Annotated in this window: 15 protein-coding genes; 10 read left to right on the top strand and 5 right to left on the bottom strand. The window is 72.9% G+C overall.

What is annotated here, in order from left to right:
• Positions 1-46: 46 nt before the first annotated feature.
• The 3 genes from ACFZCP_RS17070 to ACFZCP_RS17060 all read left to right on the top strand — a co-directional run bounded on the left by ACFZCP_RS17070 (position 47) and on the right by ACFZCP_RS17060 (position 3,743).
• Complete coding sequence (locus ACFZCP_RS17070; RefSeq protein WP_391427948.1) at positions 47-1,288, top strand: MFS transporter; 1,242 nt, start codon at positions 47-49, stop codon at positions 1,286-1,288.
• Positions 1,289-1,294: 6 nt separating this feature from the next.
• On the top strand, positions 1,295-2,449 hold the full coding sequence (locus ACFZCP_RS17065) for an anhydro-N-acetylmuramic acid kinase (RefSeq protein ID WP_391427803.1): 1,155 nt from the start codon (positions 1,295-1,297) through the stop codon (positions 2,447-2,449).
• A 250-nt stretch (positions 2,450-2,699) separates the two neighbouring features.
• Positions 2,700-3,743, top strand: coding sequence for a DUF2510 domain-containing protein (locus ACFZCP_RS17060; RefSeq protein WP_391427802.1), 1,044 nt, complete (start codon positions 2,700-2,702; stop codon positions 3,741-3,743).
• Between the two features lie 136 nt (positions 3,744-3,879).
• On the opposite strand, the gene ACFZCP_RS17055 is transcribed toward ACFZCP_RS17060, so the two are convergent.
• Positions 3,880-4,494, bottom strand: a complete 615-nt coding sequence (locus ACFZCP_RS17055; RefSeq protein ID WP_391427801.1) for a TetR/AcrR family transcriptional regulator C-terminal ligand-binding domain-containing protein — start codon at positions 4,492-4,494, stop codon at positions 3,880-3,882.
• A 229-nt stretch (positions 4,495-4,723) separates the two neighbouring features.
• Here ACFZCP_RS17055 and ACFZCP_RS17050 point away from each other — a divergent pair, with 229 nt between their 5' ends.
• A complete protein-coding gene (locus ACFZCP_RS17050; RefSeq protein ID WP_391427800.1) occupies positions 4,724-5,548 on the top strand; it encodes a phosphatase PAP2 family protein in 825 nt (274 codons plus the stop codon).
• Positions 5,545-6,546, top strand: coding sequence for a hypothetical protein (locus ACFZCP_RS17045; RefSeq protein WP_391427799.1), 1,002 nt, complete (start codon positions 5,545-5,547; stop codon positions 6,544-6,546). Before ACFZCP_RS17050 ends, ACFZCP_RS17045 begins: the two co-directional genes overlap by 4 nt.
• Positions 6,547-6,634: 88 nt before the next feature.
• Here the strand turns inward: ACFZCP_RS17045 and ACFZCP_RS17040 are convergent, their stop codons facing one another.
• Both ACFZCP_RS17040 and ACFZCP_RS17035 read right to left on the bottom strand, forming a co-directional pair.
• Complete coding sequence (locus tag ACFZCP_RS17040; protein WP_362682590.1) at positions 6,635-7,513, bottom strand: phospholipid scramblase-related protein; 879 nt, start codon at positions 7,511-7,513, stop codon at positions 6,635-6,637.
• 66 nt (positions 7,514-7,579) lie between these two features.
• Positions 7,580-9,628 (bottom strand): phosphocholine-specific phospholipase C, encoded by a 2,049-nt coding sequence (locus ACFZCP_RS17035; protein ID WP_391427798.1) that lies wholly within the window; start codon positions 9,626-9,628, stop codon positions 7,580-7,582.
• 375 nt (positions 9,629-10,003) lie between these two features.
• Between ACFZCP_RS17035 and ACFZCP_RS17030 the strand changes: the two genes are divergently transcribed.
• From ACFZCP_RS17030 to ACFZCP_RS17010, 5 genes are all read left to right on the top strand, one after another.
• The gene (locus ACFZCP_RS17030) at positions 10,004-10,729 is read left to right on the top strand and encodes a hypothetical protein (protein WP_391427797.1); all 726 of its coding nucleotides are present in this window, start codon (positions 10,004-10,006) and stop codon (positions 10,727-10,729) included.
• A gap of 197 nt (positions 10,730-10,926) precedes the next feature.
• A complete protein-coding gene (locus ACFZCP_RS17025; RefSeq protein ID WP_391427796.1) occupies positions 10,927-11,739 on the top strand; it encodes a hypothetical protein in 813 nt (270 codons plus the stop codon).
• A gap of 72 nt (positions 11,740-11,811) precedes the next feature.
• On the top strand, positions 11,812-12,693 hold the full coding sequence (locus ACFZCP_RS17020; RefSeq protein ID WP_391427795.1) for a hypothetical protein: 882 nt from the start codon (positions 11,812-11,814) through the stop codon (positions 12,691-12,693).
• A gap of 5 nt (positions 12,694-12,698) precedes the next feature.
• Entirely contained in the window at positions 12,699-15,014 is a 2,316-nt protein-coding gene (locus ACFZCP_RS17015; RefSeq protein WP_391427794.1) for a M48 family metalloprotease, read from the top strand.
• Positions 15,015-15,057: 43 nt separating this feature from the next.
• Entirely contained in the window at positions 15,058-15,780 is a 723-nt protein-coding gene (locus ACFZCP_RS17010) for a hypothetical protein (protein WP_391427793.1), read from the top strand.
• Between the two features lie 30 nt (positions 15,781-15,810).
• Here ACFZCP_RS17010 and ACFZCP_RS17005 read toward each other — a convergent pair whose 3' ends face one another.
• Positions 15,811-17,988: a discoidin domain-containing protein gene (locus tag ACFZCP_RS17005; RefSeq protein WP_391427792.1), complete on the bottom strand. Its 2,178-nt coding sequence runs from the start codon at positions 17,986-17,988 to the stop codon at positions 15,811-15,813.
• A gap of 56 nt (positions 17,989-18,044) precedes the next feature.
• Positions 18,045-19,652, bottom strand: coding sequence for an alpha-amylase family glycosyl hydrolase (locus ACFZCP_RS17000; RefSeq protein ID WP_391427791.1), 1,608 nt, complete (start codon positions 19,650-19,652; stop codon positions 18,045-18,047).
• Between the last annotated feature and the right edge of the window lie 8 nt (positions 19,653-19,660).

The raw sequence follows: 19,660 nt of genomic DNA, 5'->3' as shown, positions 1-19,660 counted from the left end.
CGGCGACGACCGTGCCTCGCGCGGCCGTGCGGCCGCCCGCACACCGATGGTGCGGGCGGTGGCGGCGGGGTCGGTGGGCAACTTCGTCGAGTGGTACGAGTTCGGCGTCTACGGCTATCTGGCCACGGTGCTCGCCGACCGCTTCTTCACCCCTGCGGGCAGGGGCGCGGCCGAGGCACTGGTCTACACGTACGCCTCCTTCGCACTGGCGTTCTTCTTCCGGCCGCTCGGAGCGGCCCTGTTCGGCAGACTGGGCGACCGGATCGGGCGACGGCCGGTGCTGCTCGTGGTGATCGCGCTGATGACGGCCGCGACGACACTGATCGGCGTCCTGCCGACGTACGCCACGGCCGGTGCCCTGGCCCCCTGGCTGCTGACGTTCCTGAGGGTTCTTCAGGGGCTGTCGGCCGGGGGTGAGTTCGGCGGGGCGGTGGCTCTGCTGACGGAGTTCGCCCCGCCGGGCCGGCGCGGCCTGTACGGCGCCTGGCAGTCGTTCACGGTGGCACTGGGCCTGCTGGGCGGGGCGGGGGTCGCGGCGGCGACGGCCGCCCTGCTGTCCGATCCCCAACTCGCCCATTGGGGATGGCGGTTGCCGTTTCTGCTGGCCCTGCCCCTGGGTCTGGTGGCGCTCTGGCTGCGGGTGGGCCTTGCGGAGACGCCGGAGTTCCGGGAGCGGGAACGGGCGGCAGATCCTCCCGGTGGCGCCGGACCGTCCGCGGCGGCGGTCCTGCTGGGCGCCGCGCGGGTGACGGGCTGGTCGGCGGCCGGATACACGTTCCTGGTCGTCCTGCCCTCGTACCTGCAGGCCACCCTGCACGCGGACGTCCGGCAGGCGCTGCTCGCCACCGTGCCCGCCAACGCCGGGTTCGCCGCGGCGATCCTGCCGGCGGGGCTGCTCAGCGACCGGGTCGGGCGACGGCCGGTGATGCTGACGGGGGCCTTGCTGGTGATCGCGTTCGCGGTGCCGCTGTTCGACCTCCTCCAGGACCCGGGGACCACGACCGCCGTCAAGGGCCTGGCGACGGGGGCCGCGGGCGTGGTGATCGGGCTGATGGCGGGGCCCGGACCCGCGCTGCTGGCCGAGATGTTCCCGACGCGGGTGCGCTGGACGGGTCTCGGGCTGGCCTACTCCCTGTCCAACGCGGTGTTCTCCGGGTGCGCGGGGCTGATCATCACGGAGGCCGTGCGCCGGACCGGGAACGTGGACGTGCCCGCTTACTACGCCGCGGCGGCGTGCGCGGTGAGTGCTCTCGCCCTCCTGAAACGGCCATCCTGTGAGAGGAGCTGACGACCGGTGCGAGTGATCGGCCTGATGTCGGGGACGTCGTACGACGCGGTGGACGCGGCCGCCGCGGAGCTGCGCCTGGACGGCGACACGCTGGTGCTGAAGCCGCTGGGGATGGTGAGCGCGCCGTACGACGGTGAGCTGCGCGAGGCGCTCGCATCGGCGCTGCCGCCGGCCGCCGTGCCGCTCGCCGAGGTGTGCCGGCTCGACACCCGGATCGGGCAGGCGTTCGCCGCCGCTGCGGTGCGGGCGAACAGCGAACTGTGCGGCGGGCGGGCCGAGCTGGTCGCCTCGCACGGTCAGACGGTCTTCCACTGGGCCGACGGGGACGGCCGGGTGCACGGCACCCTTCAGCTGGGGCAGCCCGCGTGGATCGCCGAGGCGACCGGGCTGCCGGTGGTCGCCGACCTGCGGGCCCGGGACGTCGCCGCGGGCGGCCAGGGCGCCCCGCTGGTGAGTCTGGTCGACCTGCTGTGGCTGCGCGGCAGGCCGGGTACACCGGTCGCGCTGAACATCGGCGGCATCGCCAACCTGACCGCGCCCGACGGCACGGCCTTCGACACCGGGCCGGGCTGCGCACTGCTGGACGCGGCGGCCCGGCAGTTCAGCGGAGGGCGCCTGGCCTACGACGCCGAGGGTGCGCTGGCCGCGCGCGGCCGACCGCACCGTCCCCTGCTGGACCGGCTGCTCGCGGAGCCGTACTACGCGCTGGCCGCGCCCAAGACGACCGGCAAGGAGCTGTTCCACGCCGGGTACCTGCGGGCGGCCGGGCTGGACGGTCTGGGGGCGCAGGACGTGCTGGCGACGCTCACCGCGCTGACGGCCCGGACGGTCGCCGACGGGGTCCGGTCCGTCGGCGCGACCGAGGTGATCGCCTCCGGCGGAGGCACCCGCAACCCGGTGCTCATGGGCGAGCTGCGGCACCTGCTCGCCGGGGTCGCGCTGAGCACCTCGGACGACCTGGGCCTGCCCGCCGCCGCGAAGGAGGCCTACGCCTTCGCCGTCCTCGGCTTCCTCACCGTCCACGGCCTGCCCGGCACCGATCCCCGCAGCACGGGCGCCCGGCACCCGAGCGTGCTGGGGTCGGTGACACCGGGCCGCGACGGGCTGCGCCTGCCGCCACCGGCACGAGGAGGGCCGGTACGGCTGACGGTGGAGGCATGAGGCGGACGCGGCCCGGCGGCAGGCACGGTCGGACGGCGGGCACCCGTGAGCCGACGGTACAGACGGACGGCGGGCACCCGTGAGCAGCGGGCGCGGTAGGACGGCGGCGGCACGCGGGACGCCCTCGCGGCCACCGTTCGGGGCCTGCCGGACCGCCGGCACGAAAAATCCGGGGTGAAATACGCCGGTCCGCGCCCTTGGCATCGGTTCTTCTCATCCCCCTTTCACCGATGCCTCATACGGTATGGGCATGACGCAGGTGACTCCTCCCGGGTGGTACCCCGACCCCGGGCAGACGAATGACGGTCCGCCCACCGAGCGCTGGTGGGACGGCAGGGCCTGGACGGACCAGACCCGCCTCGTCGGGACCGCCGCCACGTGGGGTTCCCCGGCGCAGCAGCCTGCCGGCGGCACGCAGCCGGCTCCGCCGGGGTACGGCGCCCAACCGGGTCATCCGTGGTATCCCGTCCCGCCCCCGCCCGCGCCCCGGCACGGTCTGCGCACGGCCATAGCCGTCGCGGCGGCGGCCGCGGTCCTGGTGAGCATCGGGGTCGGCGTGTACGCCCTCACCAAGAACGACGGCGGCAACGGCGGCAGCGACCGCGCAGGGTCCCGGCAGGGACAGGGCGGGCAGAACGGCGGGCAGGACGGGCCCGGCGGCGGATCCGGAGGGCCCGGCGGGTCCGGCGGCTCGGGCGGGCCCGGTGGGTCCGGTGGTCCGGGTGAGTCGCCGTCCCCGGGGCAGCCCGGCGCGCCCAAGGTCAAGGGCGGGGGCACGGTGCAGGATCCGCTGAACGGGATCAGCCTGCCCGTGCCGCAGGGGTGGACCGGGCAGACGATCAGTCTCGGCGCGCAGGTGACCTCCGACCACTCCTACCAGTGCCCCGGGGACAGCGGCCAGACGTGCACCGCGGGCGGCGCCTACACGGCGCCCGCCCGCGGACTCCGCCTCAAGGGCACGACTGCCGAACAGGTCGCCAAGGAGGACATCGCGGCCAACGCCAAGGCGTCCTACGGCGGTACCACCTACGGCAGCATCACCTCGCACCAGGTGCTGGCCTCCCAGGCGGTGACGGTGGCCGGGCAGAAGGGCTACATGGTGCGCTGGAAGGCGGTCACCAGCAAGGGCGCCGACGGCTACGTCGAGTCGGTCGCCTTCCCCTCCCCCAACGACGCCCGGCAGATGGTCGTGGTGCGCTTCGGCGTGGACGTCGGGCAGAAGCTCTCCGTCGTCGACGAGATCCTGAAGGGGATCAAGGTCTCCTCCGGCAGCGGGAACGGCCAGGACGTCTGAGACAGAGGTCGGCCGGGTGGGGCACCCCTCCGCTCAAGAGGTACCCCACCCGGCCGGGGGGTGCGCGCCGCTCCCGTCCCCACGGTGCGGCGCGGGCAGGCCGCCGTTCGTCATCCCGTGAACGGTGGCCTGAGTCCTAGGTCAGTCCGAGTGCGGGCAGCACCGTGGCCTCCACGAAACGGACGAGATAGTCGGCGTCGGCGTTCTGTCCGCTCAACACCGGGCGGACGCGCAGCACGCCGAACATCATGGCGGGGACGTACTCCAACGCGGGATGACCGGCGGGCACCTCGCCCCGCCGCACACCGCGCTCCAGCATCTCCTCAAGCGTGGCGATCTCGGGGAGGAGTATCGCCTCGCGCAGCGCCTGCGCGAGTTCGTGGTCGGCCGTGACCGCGTGGCCGAGGGCCTGCATGAGCCGGGCGTCCTTGTCGGACCACTCGCCCGCCGCGCGCGCGGCCCGGCGCAGGTCCTCGGCGAGCGAGCCGGTGTCGATGCCGGCGAAGCGCACCTTGCGGTTGGCGCGCAGAGCCGCCGCGACGAACTGGGGCTTGGTCTTCCACTGCCGGTAGAGCGTGGACTTGCTGCACCGGGTGCTGGCGGCGACGCCCTCCATGGTCAAGGAGTCGTAGCCGCACTCGCGGATCTGCTCCAGCACGGCGTCGAAGAACTCCCGCTCACGCTCGGGCGTGATCTTGGAGCGGCGCGAGGCGGCGACCGTCTCCGGTCCGTCCGCGGCCTGCGACGTCATGCGCTGTTTCTCCTCACTCACGTAGGGCCCGCTGCGGCTGCCCCACCAGGGCTGCCGCAGAGCCTGTCTCCAGTGTGTCGCACATCAATCGATACGCAAGTGTACCGGTACTCAATCGTATCGGTACACTGGCGTATCGGTACGGCAACGTATCGATGGGTCCCGGGCCACGGTCCGGGGCCCCGGCACGCACCACCACACGCACGACCGTCAGTGAAGGGGCCGGGGGATGAATGCCCGAACCGAGCCTGCAGAAGCGGAGCCGGACGCGATAGCGCAGGCCACAGCACCGGCGCAGGCGACAGCGCGTCCGCCGCTCCTGCGTGAGTTCCTGCTCGTCGCAGGGCTCTTCCTCGTCTACAAGGTCGGGCGGCAGCTGGCCACCGGCCACACCCCTCAGGCCTTCCGCAACGCCCACCACGTGTGGAACCTCGAACGGGCCGTGCACCTTCCCGACGAGAAGACCGTGCAGGCCGCACTGCTGCACGGGGACACCCTCGTCCACCTGGCGAACACCTACTACGCGACGGTCCACTTCCCGGCCACTCTGGCCTTCCTGGTGTGGCTGTACCTCAGGCGGCCCGCGCACTATGTGTGGGCACGCCGGGTCCTGGCCGTGGTCACCACCGCCGCCCTGGTCCTGCCGTTCGCGTTCCCGCTGGCCCCTCCGCGGATGCTGACCGGCACCGGCCTGGTCGACACCGCCCGGGTCTACGGCCCCTCCGTCTACGGCCCGCCCTCCAGCGACCACCTCTCCAACCAGTTCGCGGCGATGCCGTCGCTGCACTTCGGCTGGGCCCTGATGGTGGCCATCGGGCTGATGGCGGCCACCCGCTCCCGGTGGCGCCGGCTGTGGCTGCTGCACCCGCTGGTCACCCTGCTGGTGATCGTGGGCACGGCGAACCACTACTGGCTCGACGCGATCGTGGCGACCGCCATGCTCGGCGCCGCCCTGGCCGTCGTCCCCCCGCCGCGGCACACGTCCAGTACGGCGGTACGCGGTGCGCCACGGCTTGTTCCGCAGGAGACCGTGCTGGCGGGAGCGGGCCGATGAGCGCCGCAGCCCTGCTCGCCGTCGGTCTGTCGCTGATCTCGGCCGTCGCCTACGCCGCGGCCGCCGTGGCCCAGGAGCGACTCGCCTCCCGCAGCCCCGGCGCGGGCCTGGTGCGGCTGCTCGGCACCGGCGCCTGGTGGTCGGCGGTCGGCCTGAACGCGGCCGCCGCGCTGCTGCACGTCGTGTCCCTCAAGTACGGCCCGCTGACCCTGGTCCAGCCGCTCGGCGCGCTCACCCTCGTCGCGGCGGTGCCGCTCGGGGCACGGGCGGCCGGGCGGCGGGTCAGCACGGCGGAGTGGCGCGGTACGGCGTTCACGCTGTTCGGGCTCGGCGCCCTGCTGGTCACGGCGTCGGGACCGGCACCGCAGCGGGTGCTGAGCCTGACCGAGGCGCTGGCGGTCGCCGGCACGACCGCCGCCCTGATCGGCCTGCTCTCCCGGCCGGGTGCCCGGCCGGGGCTCAGGCACGCGACCGCCTCCGGCTTCGCCTCAGGTGTCGCCTCGGCGCTCACCCAGACGGTGACGGTGGCGGCCACGGACCGGCCGGGCCCGGCGCTGAGCGTGGAGGTGATCGTGGTCACCCTGCTCGTCGCCGCGTTCGCCACCGGCGGGCTGCTGCTGTCGCAGACGGCCTACCGCGGGGGCCTGGGCGCGCCGCTGGCCGTGGTCACCCTGGCCAACCCGCTGGCCGCCGCGGTCATCGGGCTGACGCTGCTCGGTCAGGGCCTGCGGGGCGGTGCGGACGGGGTGCTCCTGGCGATGGCCGGGGCGGCCCTGGCCGCCTGGGGTGTGGTCCTGCTGACCCGGGCGGCCCCCGGTCCCGCACCGGAGCGGGGCGAGCACGGCGGACACGACCGTCACGAGGAGCACGTCGCGCAAGACGGCCACGACGAGCATCCGGTCGCAGCGGTCCTGGCCCTCGAACCCGGGACGGCGACCGCGGAACCGGCGCTGGCGCCCCGCAGGCCGGAGCAGCCCGGGCATCTCACTGCGCTCTGAGCGCCACAGGAGGCAGAAGGACGGCGGCCGGTGCACGCGGATGGTCCGCATGCACCGGCCGCCGTCGCCGTGTCCCCGTGGGACGTGCTCAGCCGAGGCCCCGGGAGTCCTGCTTGAGGGCGGTGTCGACGGTCAGGGCCGTCGCCACCACGAGGCTCAGCAGCGGCTCGGGCAGCTGGTAGTGGATCTGCAGGACGTAGTTGTCCGCAGTCGTGAACAGCGTCTTGGCGAGGCCTTCCCAGGTCTTGGTGATCCGGGCGACCTCGTTGTCCGCGTGGTCGACGATCGCGAAGTTCCAGGCCCGCCAGTTCTCCGCCTTGATCGCGCCGACCTGCTGGCCGTTGGCGTTCATCGCGAAGTTGATCTTCCCGATCATGTTCTGCTGGACGATCTCGCCGACCGGCGAGCCGTCCGGACGGGTCACGACGACCCGGGACTTGAAGATCTTCGCGGGCCGGGTCAGCACCAGAAGCGGCTGGCCGTAGGCGTCGCGGATCTCCAGCTTGTGCGTCATGAACTGGTCGAGGCTGGAGACGAAGCGCAGGATCTTCTTCAGCGCGCTCTGGCCGACCTCGACGACCGAGCCGATCTCGCGGCCGTTCTGATCCATGACCTTGTACTCGTTGGTCAGCTCGATCAGCTTGGCCTTCTGGTTCACCACCAGGACGGGCTCGGTGAACAGGGAGCCGCCACCGGGACCGCCGCCCGCGACGCCCGCCTGCTGCTGCACCTGGCGCTGCACCCTGGCGTCGGCAGCCTGCTGCTGCGGCATGGGTGCGCCCTGCTGCTGCGGGATGTGGGCGGCGGGCTGCTGGACGGCGGCCTGCTGCTGCGGAACCTGCCCGGCGGACTGCTGAGCCGGGTTCGTGTGCTCGGTCCACTGCGCCCCGTCCCAGTAACGGAGCGTCTGGGCAGCCCCGTGCGGGTCGGGATACCAGCCTGCAGGAGTGTTCGATTGCGTGGTCACCGGGGCACACTACCCTGTTGTGACCGGTACCTGACCAGTCCGTCCGGAGCGGTGTTCATCGCCCGTTCACCCCGTGATGATCGCGGGGTCGCTGAGACCCGACCGGCCGTTCTCGACGTGGCCGGCGAAGCCGCGCAGGAAGGCCGGGTCGGCCTCCCAGGTGACCGTGAGGTCGTACCAGCGCTTGCTCGCCGCGAGGCTGACGGTGCGCTTCACCGTGGCCCCCGACCACACGGTCACGGTGACGGGCCTGCCGCCGTAGCCGTTCACCAGCTTCAGCTTCGCCGAGGCGGAGCCCTTGTTGGTGAAGGTGAGTTCGACGTCGTCCCCGACGTGCCGGGCGACGATCTCGGGTCCCGCGGTCTTGTTGTTGCCCTTGAACAGGCGCAGGAAGCCGTTCGGGCCGTGCACGGCGAGGTCGTACGAGCCGCCCGAGTAGACCGAGTTCCAGGTGTCGGTGAGGGTCTTGCCGGCCTCGGTGGTGTAGGTCCAGGGGCCGTCCGTGCGGTTGCCGGAGGTCACGAGGAAGGCGGCACCCGCCTGGGCGCCCGAGGCGAAGCCGAGGGTGAACTTCCCGGCCGCCGCGTCCACCGAGCCGTCCACCGCGGGAGCGTACTTGAGGGGGCGGGTGGGACGGCTGCCGTGCTCCTGCTTGGGCAGGGCCGGGTTCGCGGGCGGGGTGGGCACGTAGTCGGGGTGCCGGTCGTGGTCCGGGGGCTGGTAGCCGGCGGTGGACGGGAGCGTGACCGGCGCGGCGTCCTTGCGGGAGAAGTCGAAGGCGGCGCTCAGGTCGCCGCAGACCGCCCGGCGCCAGGGCGAGATGTTCGGCTCCTCGACGCCGAAGCGGCGCTCGATGAACCGGATGATCGAGGTGTGGTCGAGGGTCTCGGAGCAGACGTAACCGCCCTTGCTCCAGGGCGATACGACCAGCATCGGCACGCGCTGGCCGAGCCCGTAGGGGCCGGCGGGGTGCCCCGCGCCGCCCTTGAACAGGTCGAGTGCGGGGTCCACGGTCGACTTGCCCTGGGCGGCGGAGCCCGGCGGGAAGGGCGGGATCACGTGGTCGAAGAAGCCGTCGTTCTCGTCGTAGGTGATGAACAGCGCGGTCTTGCCCCACACCTCGGGGTTGGAGGTGAGCGCGTCCAGGACCTGGGAGACGTACCAGGCGCCGTAGTTGGCGGGCCAGTTGGGGTGCTCGGTGAAGGCCTCGGGGGCGACGATCCAGGAGACCTGGGGCAGCTTGCCCGCCTTGACGTCCGCCTTGAGCTGGTCGAAGAAGCCCTCGCCCTTGCGCGCGTCGGTGCCGGTGCGGGCCTTGTCGTAGAGCGGGTCGCCGGGCTTGGCGCCGCGGTACTGGTTGAAGTAGAGCAGCGAGTTGTCGCCGTAGTTGCCGCGGTAGGCGTCCTGGATCCAGCCCCAGGAGCCGTTCGCGTCGAGGCCGTCGCCGACGTCCTGGTAGATCTTCCAGGAGACGCCGGCCTGCTCCAGGCGCTCCGGGTACGTCGTCCAGGAGTAGCCCGCCTCGTCGTTGCCGAGGACCGGGCCGCCGCCCTTGCCGTCGTTGCCGGTGTACCCCGTCCACATGTAGTAGCGGTTGGGGTCGGTGGAGCCGATGAACGAGCAGTGGTAGGCGTCGCAGATGGTGAAGGCGTCGGCGAGCGCGTAGTGGAACGGTATGTCCTCGCGCGTCAGGTACGCCATCGTCGTGGACGACTTGGCGGGCACCCACTTGTCGTACTTGCCGCCGTTGAACGCGGCGTGTCCGTCGTTCCAGCCGTGCGGGAGGTCCTGGATGAAGGCGAGTCCCAGGTCGTCCGCGTCCGGGTGGAAGGGAAGGATGTCCTTGGTGCCGTCGGACTGCTTCCAGACCGACTTGCCGTTCTGCGTCACCGGACGCGGGTCACCGAAGCCCCGCACGCCGCGGAGCGAGCCGAAGTAGTGGTCGAAGGACCGGTTCTCCTGCATCAGGACGACGATGTGCTCGACGTCCTCGACCGAACCCGTGCGGTGATGGGCGGGCAGTGCGGCCGCGCGCTGGATGCTGCTGGACAGCGCGGTGAACGCCGTCGTGGCGCCCGCGAGTTGGAGGAAGCGCCGCCGGTTGACATCGGGCATGGGTGAGGGTCCTCTCGTCCTGACGTATCCGAGGGTGCTCGGATGACGGAATCTGCGCGCTGCGAGTGTTCCAAGAGCAGCAAACGTCAGGGAAGGGTCTGGTGGCGCCCATGTGAAAGTCGTGGGTCCGACAGGAACCGAAACTGGTGCGGCTTTTGCCTCTTCTTTTTCCCGGCCCCGGACATGGGGCCGGGAGCGGTTGCGGACCGCTGCCGTCTGCTTCCCCGGGAGTTCGCCGCCGCTTCACCGTCCGGAGTGCACCCCAGTTCGGAGAAGTCGCCATATGGCGGTATCGAAGGGGCGAAGAACTGTAATATCCCGCGCACATGACGTCCGCCGGGCCGTTCCCGGCGGTGCGGGAGGGGGCGGAATTCCATGATCAGAAAATGCGGGTGGACCCTCGGGGTCATATTGCTCGCCGGCGGTTGCGGCAGTGCTTCGCACCACGGATCGAGTACGGCGCAGTCGCCGTCGGCGGACGTCTCCGGGTCCGCCTCCGACACCCCCTCGGCGACACCGGACGTCACCACGTCCGCACCCGAGGAGACCCCCACGACCGAGGAACCCGTCGAGGAGAGCTCCACCCCGCAGAGCGCGAGCACCGAGGCCCCGCAGACGTCGAGCGAGGACGACACCAGCGGTGACGACGAGCAGCAGACCGGCGACGGGGACCTGGACTGCGGCAGCCTCGCCGGCAGTGGCACCTTCACCGACCCGCTGCAACTCGGCACCGTGGACGGCCCCGTGACCGCGCGGAACTGTCCGGCGCTGACCTCCGGCTCCCCGTTCAACGTCCGCTACTTCTCGTTCACGCTCTCCGGCACACCGGGCTCGAACGCCCACGCGGGAGCGTCCTTCGTCCTGACGCAGAGCGCGCTCGGCCCGGTGTATCCGGCGATCGTCCAGCCGAGCGGCTGGGTCCTCAAGAACAGCCTGGGATCCGGTTACTGGACCGGAACGGAGCCCGACTTCACGGGCCGCTACCAGCAGATCCAGGATCTGGCCCCGGGTACCTACATCCTCCGCACGGAGAAACTCGACTCCCCCCTGCACTCCCTGTCGACGCCTCCCTACGACGTCGTGGTCGACCCCGGAGACTGAGCGCGCACCCGGAGACACAAGGCACACAGAAATTCACTTCTGTTCATTTCCGACTGAATAGGAATGAGCCGCCCTTTGAAGCGCATTGTCCCTTAAACTTTCCTGCATCACGCCGGGAAGCGCGCCGGGGGGCGCGGGGGGAGCTGGTGCCGGTGCGCCTGAGACCGTTGCGCGCGACCCTCTTGTGGTGCGCCGCCTTGCTGCTTCCGCCCTGCCTGTCCGCAGCGCCTTCGTACGCCGCGGACAGGGCCGCGCCCTATGTCGAACTGACACCGGATTCCGGGCAGGTGGAGCCGGGCGGCAGCCCGCTGGCCCTGGACGCCACGTTCCACAACACACTGGACACCGACATCACGAACAGCTTCATCGTCGCCGTCGGGATCCGGCTCGCGCCGCCGGCGGCACGGCTGAGCCCGGCCCAGGTCGTCGTGGAGTGGTTCGACGCCGGCCCGTCCGTCTGGCGGCCGGTGAAGCTGACACCGGGCGAGACCGCGCTCAGCGGATACCTCAGCACCGAGGCCGGGCTGCCGTCCGTGAGTTCGCTCCCCGCGGGTGACTCCGCACGCATCCCGCTGCGCGTCTCGCTGGCCTCCGGGGTGCCGGCGCCGGCCACCCTCCAGTTCGTCGCGCAGGGTCTGATCCAGCCCACGGCCGCGTCCGCCCCGGCGACCCTGATGGACGGCAAGGCCTCCTGCACCGTGGTCGACGAGGGGACCGGGACCACACCGGCACCCGACTCCGCCCCGGCGACGGCCCCCAACTCGGCTACGCCGGGTCTGCACCAGGACACTCCGATGAGCGATACGGCGACACCGGACGACTCCACCTCGACCGGGCCCTCCTCGTCTCCCCCCTCCGCCGCCGCCCCCGGGCCAGGCGACGGGGCAGGCGACAGGCCCACGGACTCCGCAGCATCCGCACCGATCGTGGCGGCCGGCGTGGCCGCCCTCGTGTTCGCCGCCGGTGTCACCCTCGTGATGATCCGCCGAGGCCGCCGCGGCCGGCACTGAGCCCGCCCGCGATCGAGCCCGGACACCGCCACGAGCGAGCGCACCGACGGCCCGTCCGCACAGGAGGAACTCATGCACCACCGCACGGGCCAGGACGTCCTGCGCGACGTGGTCCGCCGTGTCGCTCCGGCCGAACTGGACAAGCTGGACGAGACCTGCCGGGTGTACCTCGTCCGGCCCCACCCTCCGCAGCGCCTGCACCGGCCGGCCGGGGATCCGCTGGGCATCGGCGTCGAGTCGGCGGTGCTGCTGCCGCTGCTGGTGTCGGTGGTCTCGCAGGTGCTCGCCGATCTCGCCTCGGGGCGCATACGGGCGGGCGGCACCCGGCTGACACGCTGGTGGCAGCACCGGCGCGGGGCCGCCGCCGAGGGCAGACGAGCCGCGCTGACCTCCGCCGTCCCCGAACTGTCCGAGGTGACGCGCCAGGAACTCACCGAATGGGCCACGGCCCAGGGCCGGGCGGTCGGTCTGTCCGCGGCCCAGTCCGACATCTGCGCCCAGGTCATAGTCGTGGCCGTGGTGCGCGGGAGTACGGCGCCCGAGAGCGGTCAGGCCGCGGCAGCGCAGGGCAGCGTGGCAACCGGCCCGCCGCCGGGCTCCGCACCGGCACCGACTCAGGTCCCGATCCCGGCTCCGATCCCCACACCGACACCGACACCGGCCTCGATCCCGGCACCGGCACCGGTCCCCGGTCCGGCACCGACTCCAGCTCCGCCTCCGGCCTCGATCCCAGCACCGACTCCGGCTCCGATCCCAGCACCGGCAGGCCCGTCGGCACCGGCAACCCCACCGGCGTCGGTAACGGCCCCGGCATCGCCGTATCCAGCGGCCCCGGAGCCCGGGCACCATGCCGATGTCGGCCCGCGCGCGGCGGCAGCCGCAGGCCGGGACGACGACGCGAGGGCGACTCCCCGGCCGGAGACCAGCGCCGCACCGACGACCGCCACCCCCTAGCCCTCGTGAGCGCCACGCCGGGACCCCTCGGCCCGTCCTCCTCCACCGGCACCGCAGTTGCCCCGGCCCCGGTCGAGCGGCCCGACACGGCCCGCGCGCTGGTCTCCAGCCCGCTGCCGCTGCCGACCACCACCCGTCTGGTCCTGCTGGTCCTGGTGGCGGGCGCCGGCGCCTCGTTCGCCACCTGGTGGTGGTTGGTGCTGGGCCGGGCCAACTGGCCGAAGGCCCAGCTCGCCTGTCTGCCCACGGCGGACGCCGCGCCCCAGGAGGTTCTCGACCGGTTCACGGGCTGCGTCGACGACGTACGGCTGACGCAGTCGGCGGTGGTCGTGTGCGGGCCGCTCGCCCTGCTCGCCCTCGCCGTGCTCTGCCTGACCGCCGGACGGCGGCTGAATCTGTGGCGCCACCGGGCCACGCCGGACCACTCCTCACCGCTCGCGCTGCGCCTGGCCGCCGTGACGCCCGAAGGCCCGGGGCCCCGGCCGGAACTGTGGGTGCGCGGCCGGCGCGTCGGGCTGCGCGCGCGTGCCGCGGGCACGGCGCGCCGACCGCGGATCGTGGCCGACTCGCATGTCTTCAGCCTGCCCGAGCACCGTGTGGACGCGATCTTCCGGCATGAACTGGCCCATCTGCGGCTGCGGGACGTGGGCCGGGTGCGGCTGGCGGTCACGGCGTGGTGGCTCCTGCTGCTCGGGGTCACGCTGCCGATGGGGGTCGCGCTGGTCCGCGACCCCGGGCTGCTGGGCGTCGGTCTGCTGGTGCGGATGGGGATCGTCCTGGTGGTCGTGTTCCTCACCCTGCGTGCCGTGCTGCGGGTGCGGGAGCACGACGCCGACCTCGCCGCGTCGGCGGATCCGCGCGCGCCCCGCGGCGCCACCGCCGCCCATCTCGGGTCGGCCCTTCCCCCGGGCCGCGCCGAACGCCTCGTACGGCCCCTGGGGCTGGCCACGCACCCCGCGCCCGCGGCCCGTCTGGCCGTGCTCGCCGATCCGGCGCGGACCTGGGGTCTGTCGTCCGCCGAATGCCTCACCACCGGGATCGGCGCGGGCCTGGTCTTCACCGACCTCACCCTGCTGGTGGCCGCCCTGATGCCCGGTCACACCCAACTGGCATACGCACTGGGCGGGTTGCTGACCGGCTGGATCGTGGCCGGGGTGGTGACCGTGGCGTGGTGGCGGGCCGTGGCCGTCGGGCACCGTGACGCGTCCGCCCGGCGTGCGGCGCCGGCCGGGGCCGCGCTCGGTCTCGGGGTGTTCCTGGGCAGCCAGCTGGCCGGGCGGGCGGCGGGTGACTGGATACGGGACACCGGCACGGTGGACGGGCTGGCGACGGCGCTCTCCCTGACCCACGTGCCACGTGGGCAGGCCCTGGCCCTGGGAGCGGTGCTCATGGCCGGCGGGGCGCTGTTCGCCCTGTGGACCACCTCTCTCGCCCGTGCCCTCGGGGCCACGGTGGAGGGTCCCCGGTCGGGGCCCGTCTGCGCGGCCGCGGTCGGGCTGGCCGGTCTCCTGCTGGCCGTACCGCTGGGCAGCTGGTTCCTGTTCGCCCGGCTGACGGCGGCCCGGGCCGCCCCCGGCATCCGGTGGGCCGTCCTCGACACGCCCTGGTGGGTGGCGGGGATGGCGACGAGCATCGGCGGCGCGCTGGTGCCGCTGGTGGCCGCCCGCAGGCCGCGGCTCCCGAAGCCGCACGGTGCCGAACGGAACCGGCAACTGGCCCTGCTGGCCACGGCCACGGTCCTGGTCGCTTCCGGGGCCGGATGGGCGGCGTACGGGCACGGTCCGGCCGGGAGCCCGACCGCGCACCTGTCCGGCCCGACGGTGTCCGCGGACCCGAACCACCCGCCGACCGAACCGGACACAGCGGTCCCGAAGGACCCGCCGACCGGGACGGACGGAACAAATGAAACGGACGGAACGGAAGGGACGACCGACGGAGCGGACGGTGCGAACGGGATGGACAGGGCGGACACAGCAGATCCGACGGACCCGCCGAGCACACCGGGCGCCGCCGTCCCCGGTGGCGCGGACCGGACCGTCCCCCTGGACCAACTGCCCGTGCTTCCGCCCGTGGAGCAGCGCACGGGCGCCCTGCGGGCGAACACCGCCCTCGTCTGCCGGGCGCTGACCCTCGGCGGAGCCACCGTGTGGACCGACCCCGTGCGCCGGGCCGACCTGGCCGGGCTGCTCGGCGGGCTCGACGACAGGGTGCTGCGGGCCGCCTCCGCCGTCCTGCTGCGCGACCCGAGGGGGCCGGTGGACGCACACGCCCTGACCGCCTCCGTCCTGCGCTGCGACCTCTACTCCCGCTACGGCCGCTGACCGGTCGCGTACGCGGATCCGCCCACCGTGCGAGGAGGCACCCGTGAGACCGAGTACCGTCCTGCCGTCCGCCGCCGGCCGACGCCGGCCGGTCCTCGCACCGGCTGTGGCGGCCGTGCTGGCGGCCACGTCCCTCGTCGCCTGCGGCCGGCAGCAGTCGGACACCGTCGAGCCGACGCGGGCGCCCTCCACGCAGCCTCCCGCCACGGCGGACTCCCCCGCCGCCGCGGCCCTGTCCGCGGCACTGCTCACCACGGCCCAGTTACCGGCCGGCTATGTGAAGACCGTGCTGCGCAACGACCCGCCGACCCGCTCCGACCGTCCCGGATGCCTCTCCTCGCTCAACGGGCTGGAGACCTCCCGCAGCAGCCGCCCCGGCTCCGTCGAGGCCAGGGTCACCTTCGCCCAGAGCAGGAGCGGCCCGTTCCTGCAGCAGGTGCTGCGCCGGCTGCCCGGCACACAGGCACGGCAGGACCTGGACCGTGCGGCGCGTACGCTCTCCGGCTGCGCCGGGTTCTCCCTCGGCTGGAAGGACGGCGGGACGGGTACCGAGCAGGTGGTGCCGCACGGTCCGGCGGGGATCGGGGACGCGTCGTGGCACGCCACGGTCACCGCGACCACCGGCACGTTCACCGTCCGGGAAACCCTGGTCCTGGTGGTCGTGGGACGCACCCTCGTCGTGCTCAGCGACGCGGGGAGCCCCACGGCACCGGACCGCTCCCGCACCCTGGCGCTGGCCCGCACCGCCGCCTCCCGGATCCCCTGACCGGCGAGCCGTTCGGTCACCGGGGCCGGCTCAGGGCGTCAGATACGCCTCCACCTCGCTGAACTGCCCGGCCGGCCAGCCCGTGTTGGCGCTGACGGTCAGGCGGAGGTGGCGCAGGCTGGTGCCGTCGGGCAGGGGGACGGTGGCCGTGTTGCCGTCGGCCGGGTCGAAGCGGTAGCCCTGGGGTCCGGCCACGGTCGAGTAGGCCGAGCCGTCGGTGCTGCCGAGCACGGTGATGGTCTGGGTGCGGGCGCCCCAGGCCGAGGACGGCGGCAGCTTGAGCACCAGACGGCGGACCGCGTAGGCGGAGCCGAGGTCGACCGTCCAGGACTGCGGGAAGGCGTTGTTGCTGGATTCCCAGTACGTGTTCGCATCGCCGTCGACCGCCTTGCCGGGCGTGTAGACGTCCTGCGAGCCGGTCGCGGTGGCCGGGCGTCCCCTGGCAAGGTCGCGGTTCGGGTCGGGGTCGGGGTTGCCCTGGCCGGGCTGGGGCCAGGTGGAGCAGTCCGACCAGATGCCGGACCAGCCGGAGTTGCCGCCGCCGTCGGTGAGCGCGAAGGAGCCGGAGCCTGCCGGGTAGGGGCAGTTGTAGAGGCCGGCGGCGCCGACGCCCGTGGCCGTGACGTTGCGGAAGGCGGCCGCGCCCTGCGCCTCGGCCTGGACCACGACCGTCCCCGTGTTCCGCACGGTCGCACCGGTCACGTTGACGTTCCGCACCGGGTACCCCTGTCCGCCGCCGGAGACGAACTCGAAGGCGCTGTAAGGGCTGTCGGTGATCGTCGTGTCGGTGATGTTCACCGTCGCGTTGATCGCGCTGTCGTAGGAGTCGACGCGCAGCGCGCCCATCGGGTGGTTCCAGTTGGGGTTCATCGCGCCGGTGCGCACGAGCGTGTTGCCGTCGACGGTGATGGTGCCGGACAGCGGGGAGAAGGGGTCGAGGAACTTCTGGTTGGAGATCGCGATGCCACTGCCGAGGGCGTTGGTGTCGGAGACCAGGTTGTTGCGGACCGCGATGTCCGTGCCGCCGTAGATCGCGATGCCGTTGGCGAGGTTGGGCTGCGAGATGGTGTTGTTCTCGAAGCTGGAGCCGGTGTCCGGGGAGTACAGCGACCACATGGCGAGCGCGTCGTCGCCCTGGTTGCGCAGGAAGTTGTTGCTGACCCGGACGCCCTTGGCGGAGCCGTTGAGGTTGAGGCCGTCGGCGGTGGTGTCGAGGATGCGGTTGTTCTCGACCACCAGGTTGTCGTTGTTGCCCATCAGCCACAGCCCGACCTTCATGTGCTGGATCCACATGCCGGAGACGGACGAGTTCGGGCCGAGGGAGCCGTTGACGAAGTTGTCCGGGCTGGAGTCGACGCGCTCGGTGACCTCGCCCATGACCGCGAAGTCCTTGAGGTGCACGTTGCCCGAGGAACTGGACTGGTCGACGAACCGGGAGGCGTGTACGACCGAGTACCAGCTGCCCGCGCCCTGCAGGGTCACGTTCTGCACACCGCTGAGCGAGGAGGTGATCCGGTAGTCGCCGGGCGGAATCCACACCACGCCGCCCTGGGCCGCCGCGATGGCGTCCCGGAAGGCCCGGGTGGAGTCGCCGTTCCCGCTGGGGTCGGCGCCCTTGGACACGACCGACACCGATCCGGCGGGCTGGGAGGCGGCCCCCGCGACCTGCTCGAAGTCGGCTACGTCGACGGTCACCTGGGTGCCCGTCGACTCGAAGGCGATCCTGTCGCCGGCCTGGACGTTCTGCCCGAGCAGCAGCCGGGCGTCGTCGAAGAAGTGGTGGGTCTTCGCGCCGGGGATCCAGCCGGTGTCGATGTAGGAGTACGTGGAGGTCACCGGGAGCGACTGGGCGAGCCTGGTGCCGTTGACGTAGACGGCGAGCGAGCCGGACTGGCCGTCCGGGACGCTGTAGGCGACGTTCACCGCGTTGGACGCGCGCGGCACGGTGAACTCCACCCGCTGCCCCGAGGTGAGCCGTACGGCCTGCCGTCCGGAGGCCTCGGAGGCCAGGGTGCCCTGGGTGTAGTCGGGTCCGATCCTCGTGCCGGTGGTGCTCGCCGACTCGGCCTCGGCCGAGGTGAAGGGGAGCGAGGCGCCGGCGGCCGCGTGGGCGGTGGGGGCCACGGCGACGAGCATCCCGGCGGCGAGGGCGACCACCGCCCCAACGGCTGGCATGCGCCTGACATGTTCAGGGGTGCTGGTGTACATGTGCCTGATCCCTTCGTGGTGGGGGTGCAGGGGATGGCAAGTGGTGCGGGTGCGGCTCAGGCGCGCAGCCAGGCCGCCGTGTCCTGCGGCAGCCGGCCCGCGTCGTCCAGCGGGCCGCTGCTGAGCAGGAGCCGGGAGTGTGCGGGCAGTTCGGCGGGGGCGGCGGCGAGGTTCACGACGCACCGCGTGCCCTGCGCACGGGAGAAGGCGAGCACGCCCTCGGGGGCGGACAGCCAGGTCAGGGGGGCCTCGCCGAAGACCGGGCGGGTGGCGATCGCCTTGCGGTAGAGGGCGAGCACGGAGCGCGGGTCCTGCTGCTGGAGGTCGACTGCGTACGACGTCCAGCCGACCGGCTGCGGCAGCCACGGCTCCTCGCGCGAACCGAATCCCGCGTGCGGCGCGTCGGCCGCCCAGGGCAGCGGCACCCGGCAGCCGTCGCGGCCCGGGTCGGCACCGCCCGACCGGTGGTACATCGGGTCCTGGATGCGGTCCGCCGGGATCTCGGCCTCCGGCAGCCCCAGCTCCTCCCCCTGGTACAGGTACACCGCCCCGGGCAGCGCCAGCGACAGCAGCGCCGCGGCCCGGGCCCGGCGGGTGCCGAGCACCCGGTCCGACGGGGTGCCGAAGGCCTTGGTGGCGAAGTCGAAGCCGGTGTCCTCGCGGCCGTAGCGGGTGACCGTACGCGTCACGTCGTGGTTGCACAGCACCCAGGTGGCCGGGGCGCCGACGGGGGCGTGCTCGGCGAGGGTGGTGTCGATGGAGGTGCGCAGCCGTCCGGCGTCCCAGGGGCACGACAGGAAGGCGAAGTTGAAGGCGGTGTGGAGTTCGTCGGGGCGCAGGTAGCGGGCGAAGCGCTCGGCGTCGGGGAGCCAGACCTCGCCGACGAACACGCCGTCGTAGGCGTCGGCGAGGGACCGCCAGGAGCGGTAGATGCCGTGGAGTTCGTCGCGGTCGACGAAGGGGTGCGGGTCCGGGTGCGTGGCGAGGTCGGGCAGGCCCGGGTCCTTGGCGAGCAGGGCCGCGGAGTCGATGCGGACGCCGGCGACGCCGCGCTCGAACCAGAACTGCAGGATGTCCTCGTGTTCCTGGCGGACGGCCGGGTGGGCCCAGTTGAGGTCGGGCTGCTCGGGGGTGAACAGGTGCAGGTACCAGTCGCCGTCGGGCAGCCGGGTCCACACCGGTTCGGTGGAGCCGACGAACTGCGAGGGCCAGTCGTTGGGCGGGAGTTCGCCGTGCGTGCCGCGTCCGGGCCGGAAGTGGAACAGCTCGCGCTCCGGGCTGCCGGGCTGAGCCGCGAGGGCGGCCCGGAACCAGGGGTGCTGGTCGGAGACGTGGTTGGGCACGATGTCGACGATCGTGCGGATGCCCAGCTCGCGCGCCTCGGCGATGAGCTTCTCGGCCTCGGCGAGCGTGCCGAACGCCGGGTCGATGGCGCGGTAGTCGGCGACGTCGTAGCCGCCGTCCTTCAGGGGCGACACGTACCAGGGGCTGAACCACAGGGCGTCCACGCCGAGTTCGGCGAGGTACGGCAGTCTCGCCCGGACCCCCGCGAGGTCGCCGGTGCCGTCGCCGTCACCGTCGGCGAAGCTGCGGATGTACACCTGGTAGATGACGGCCGAGCGCCACCAGTCACGGTCCTTGGGGGCATGGGTGGGCTGTCCCACGGGGCGTG

Source organism: Streptomyces sp. NPDC007971 (genome assembly GCF_042958635.1).
Taxonomy (GTDB): Bacteria; Actinomycetota; Actinomycetes; order Streptomycetales; family Streptomycetaceae; genus Streptomyces.
Note: the sequence above shows the minus strand (reverse complement) of the source record. Positions and strands in the feature narration are given on the sequence as shown.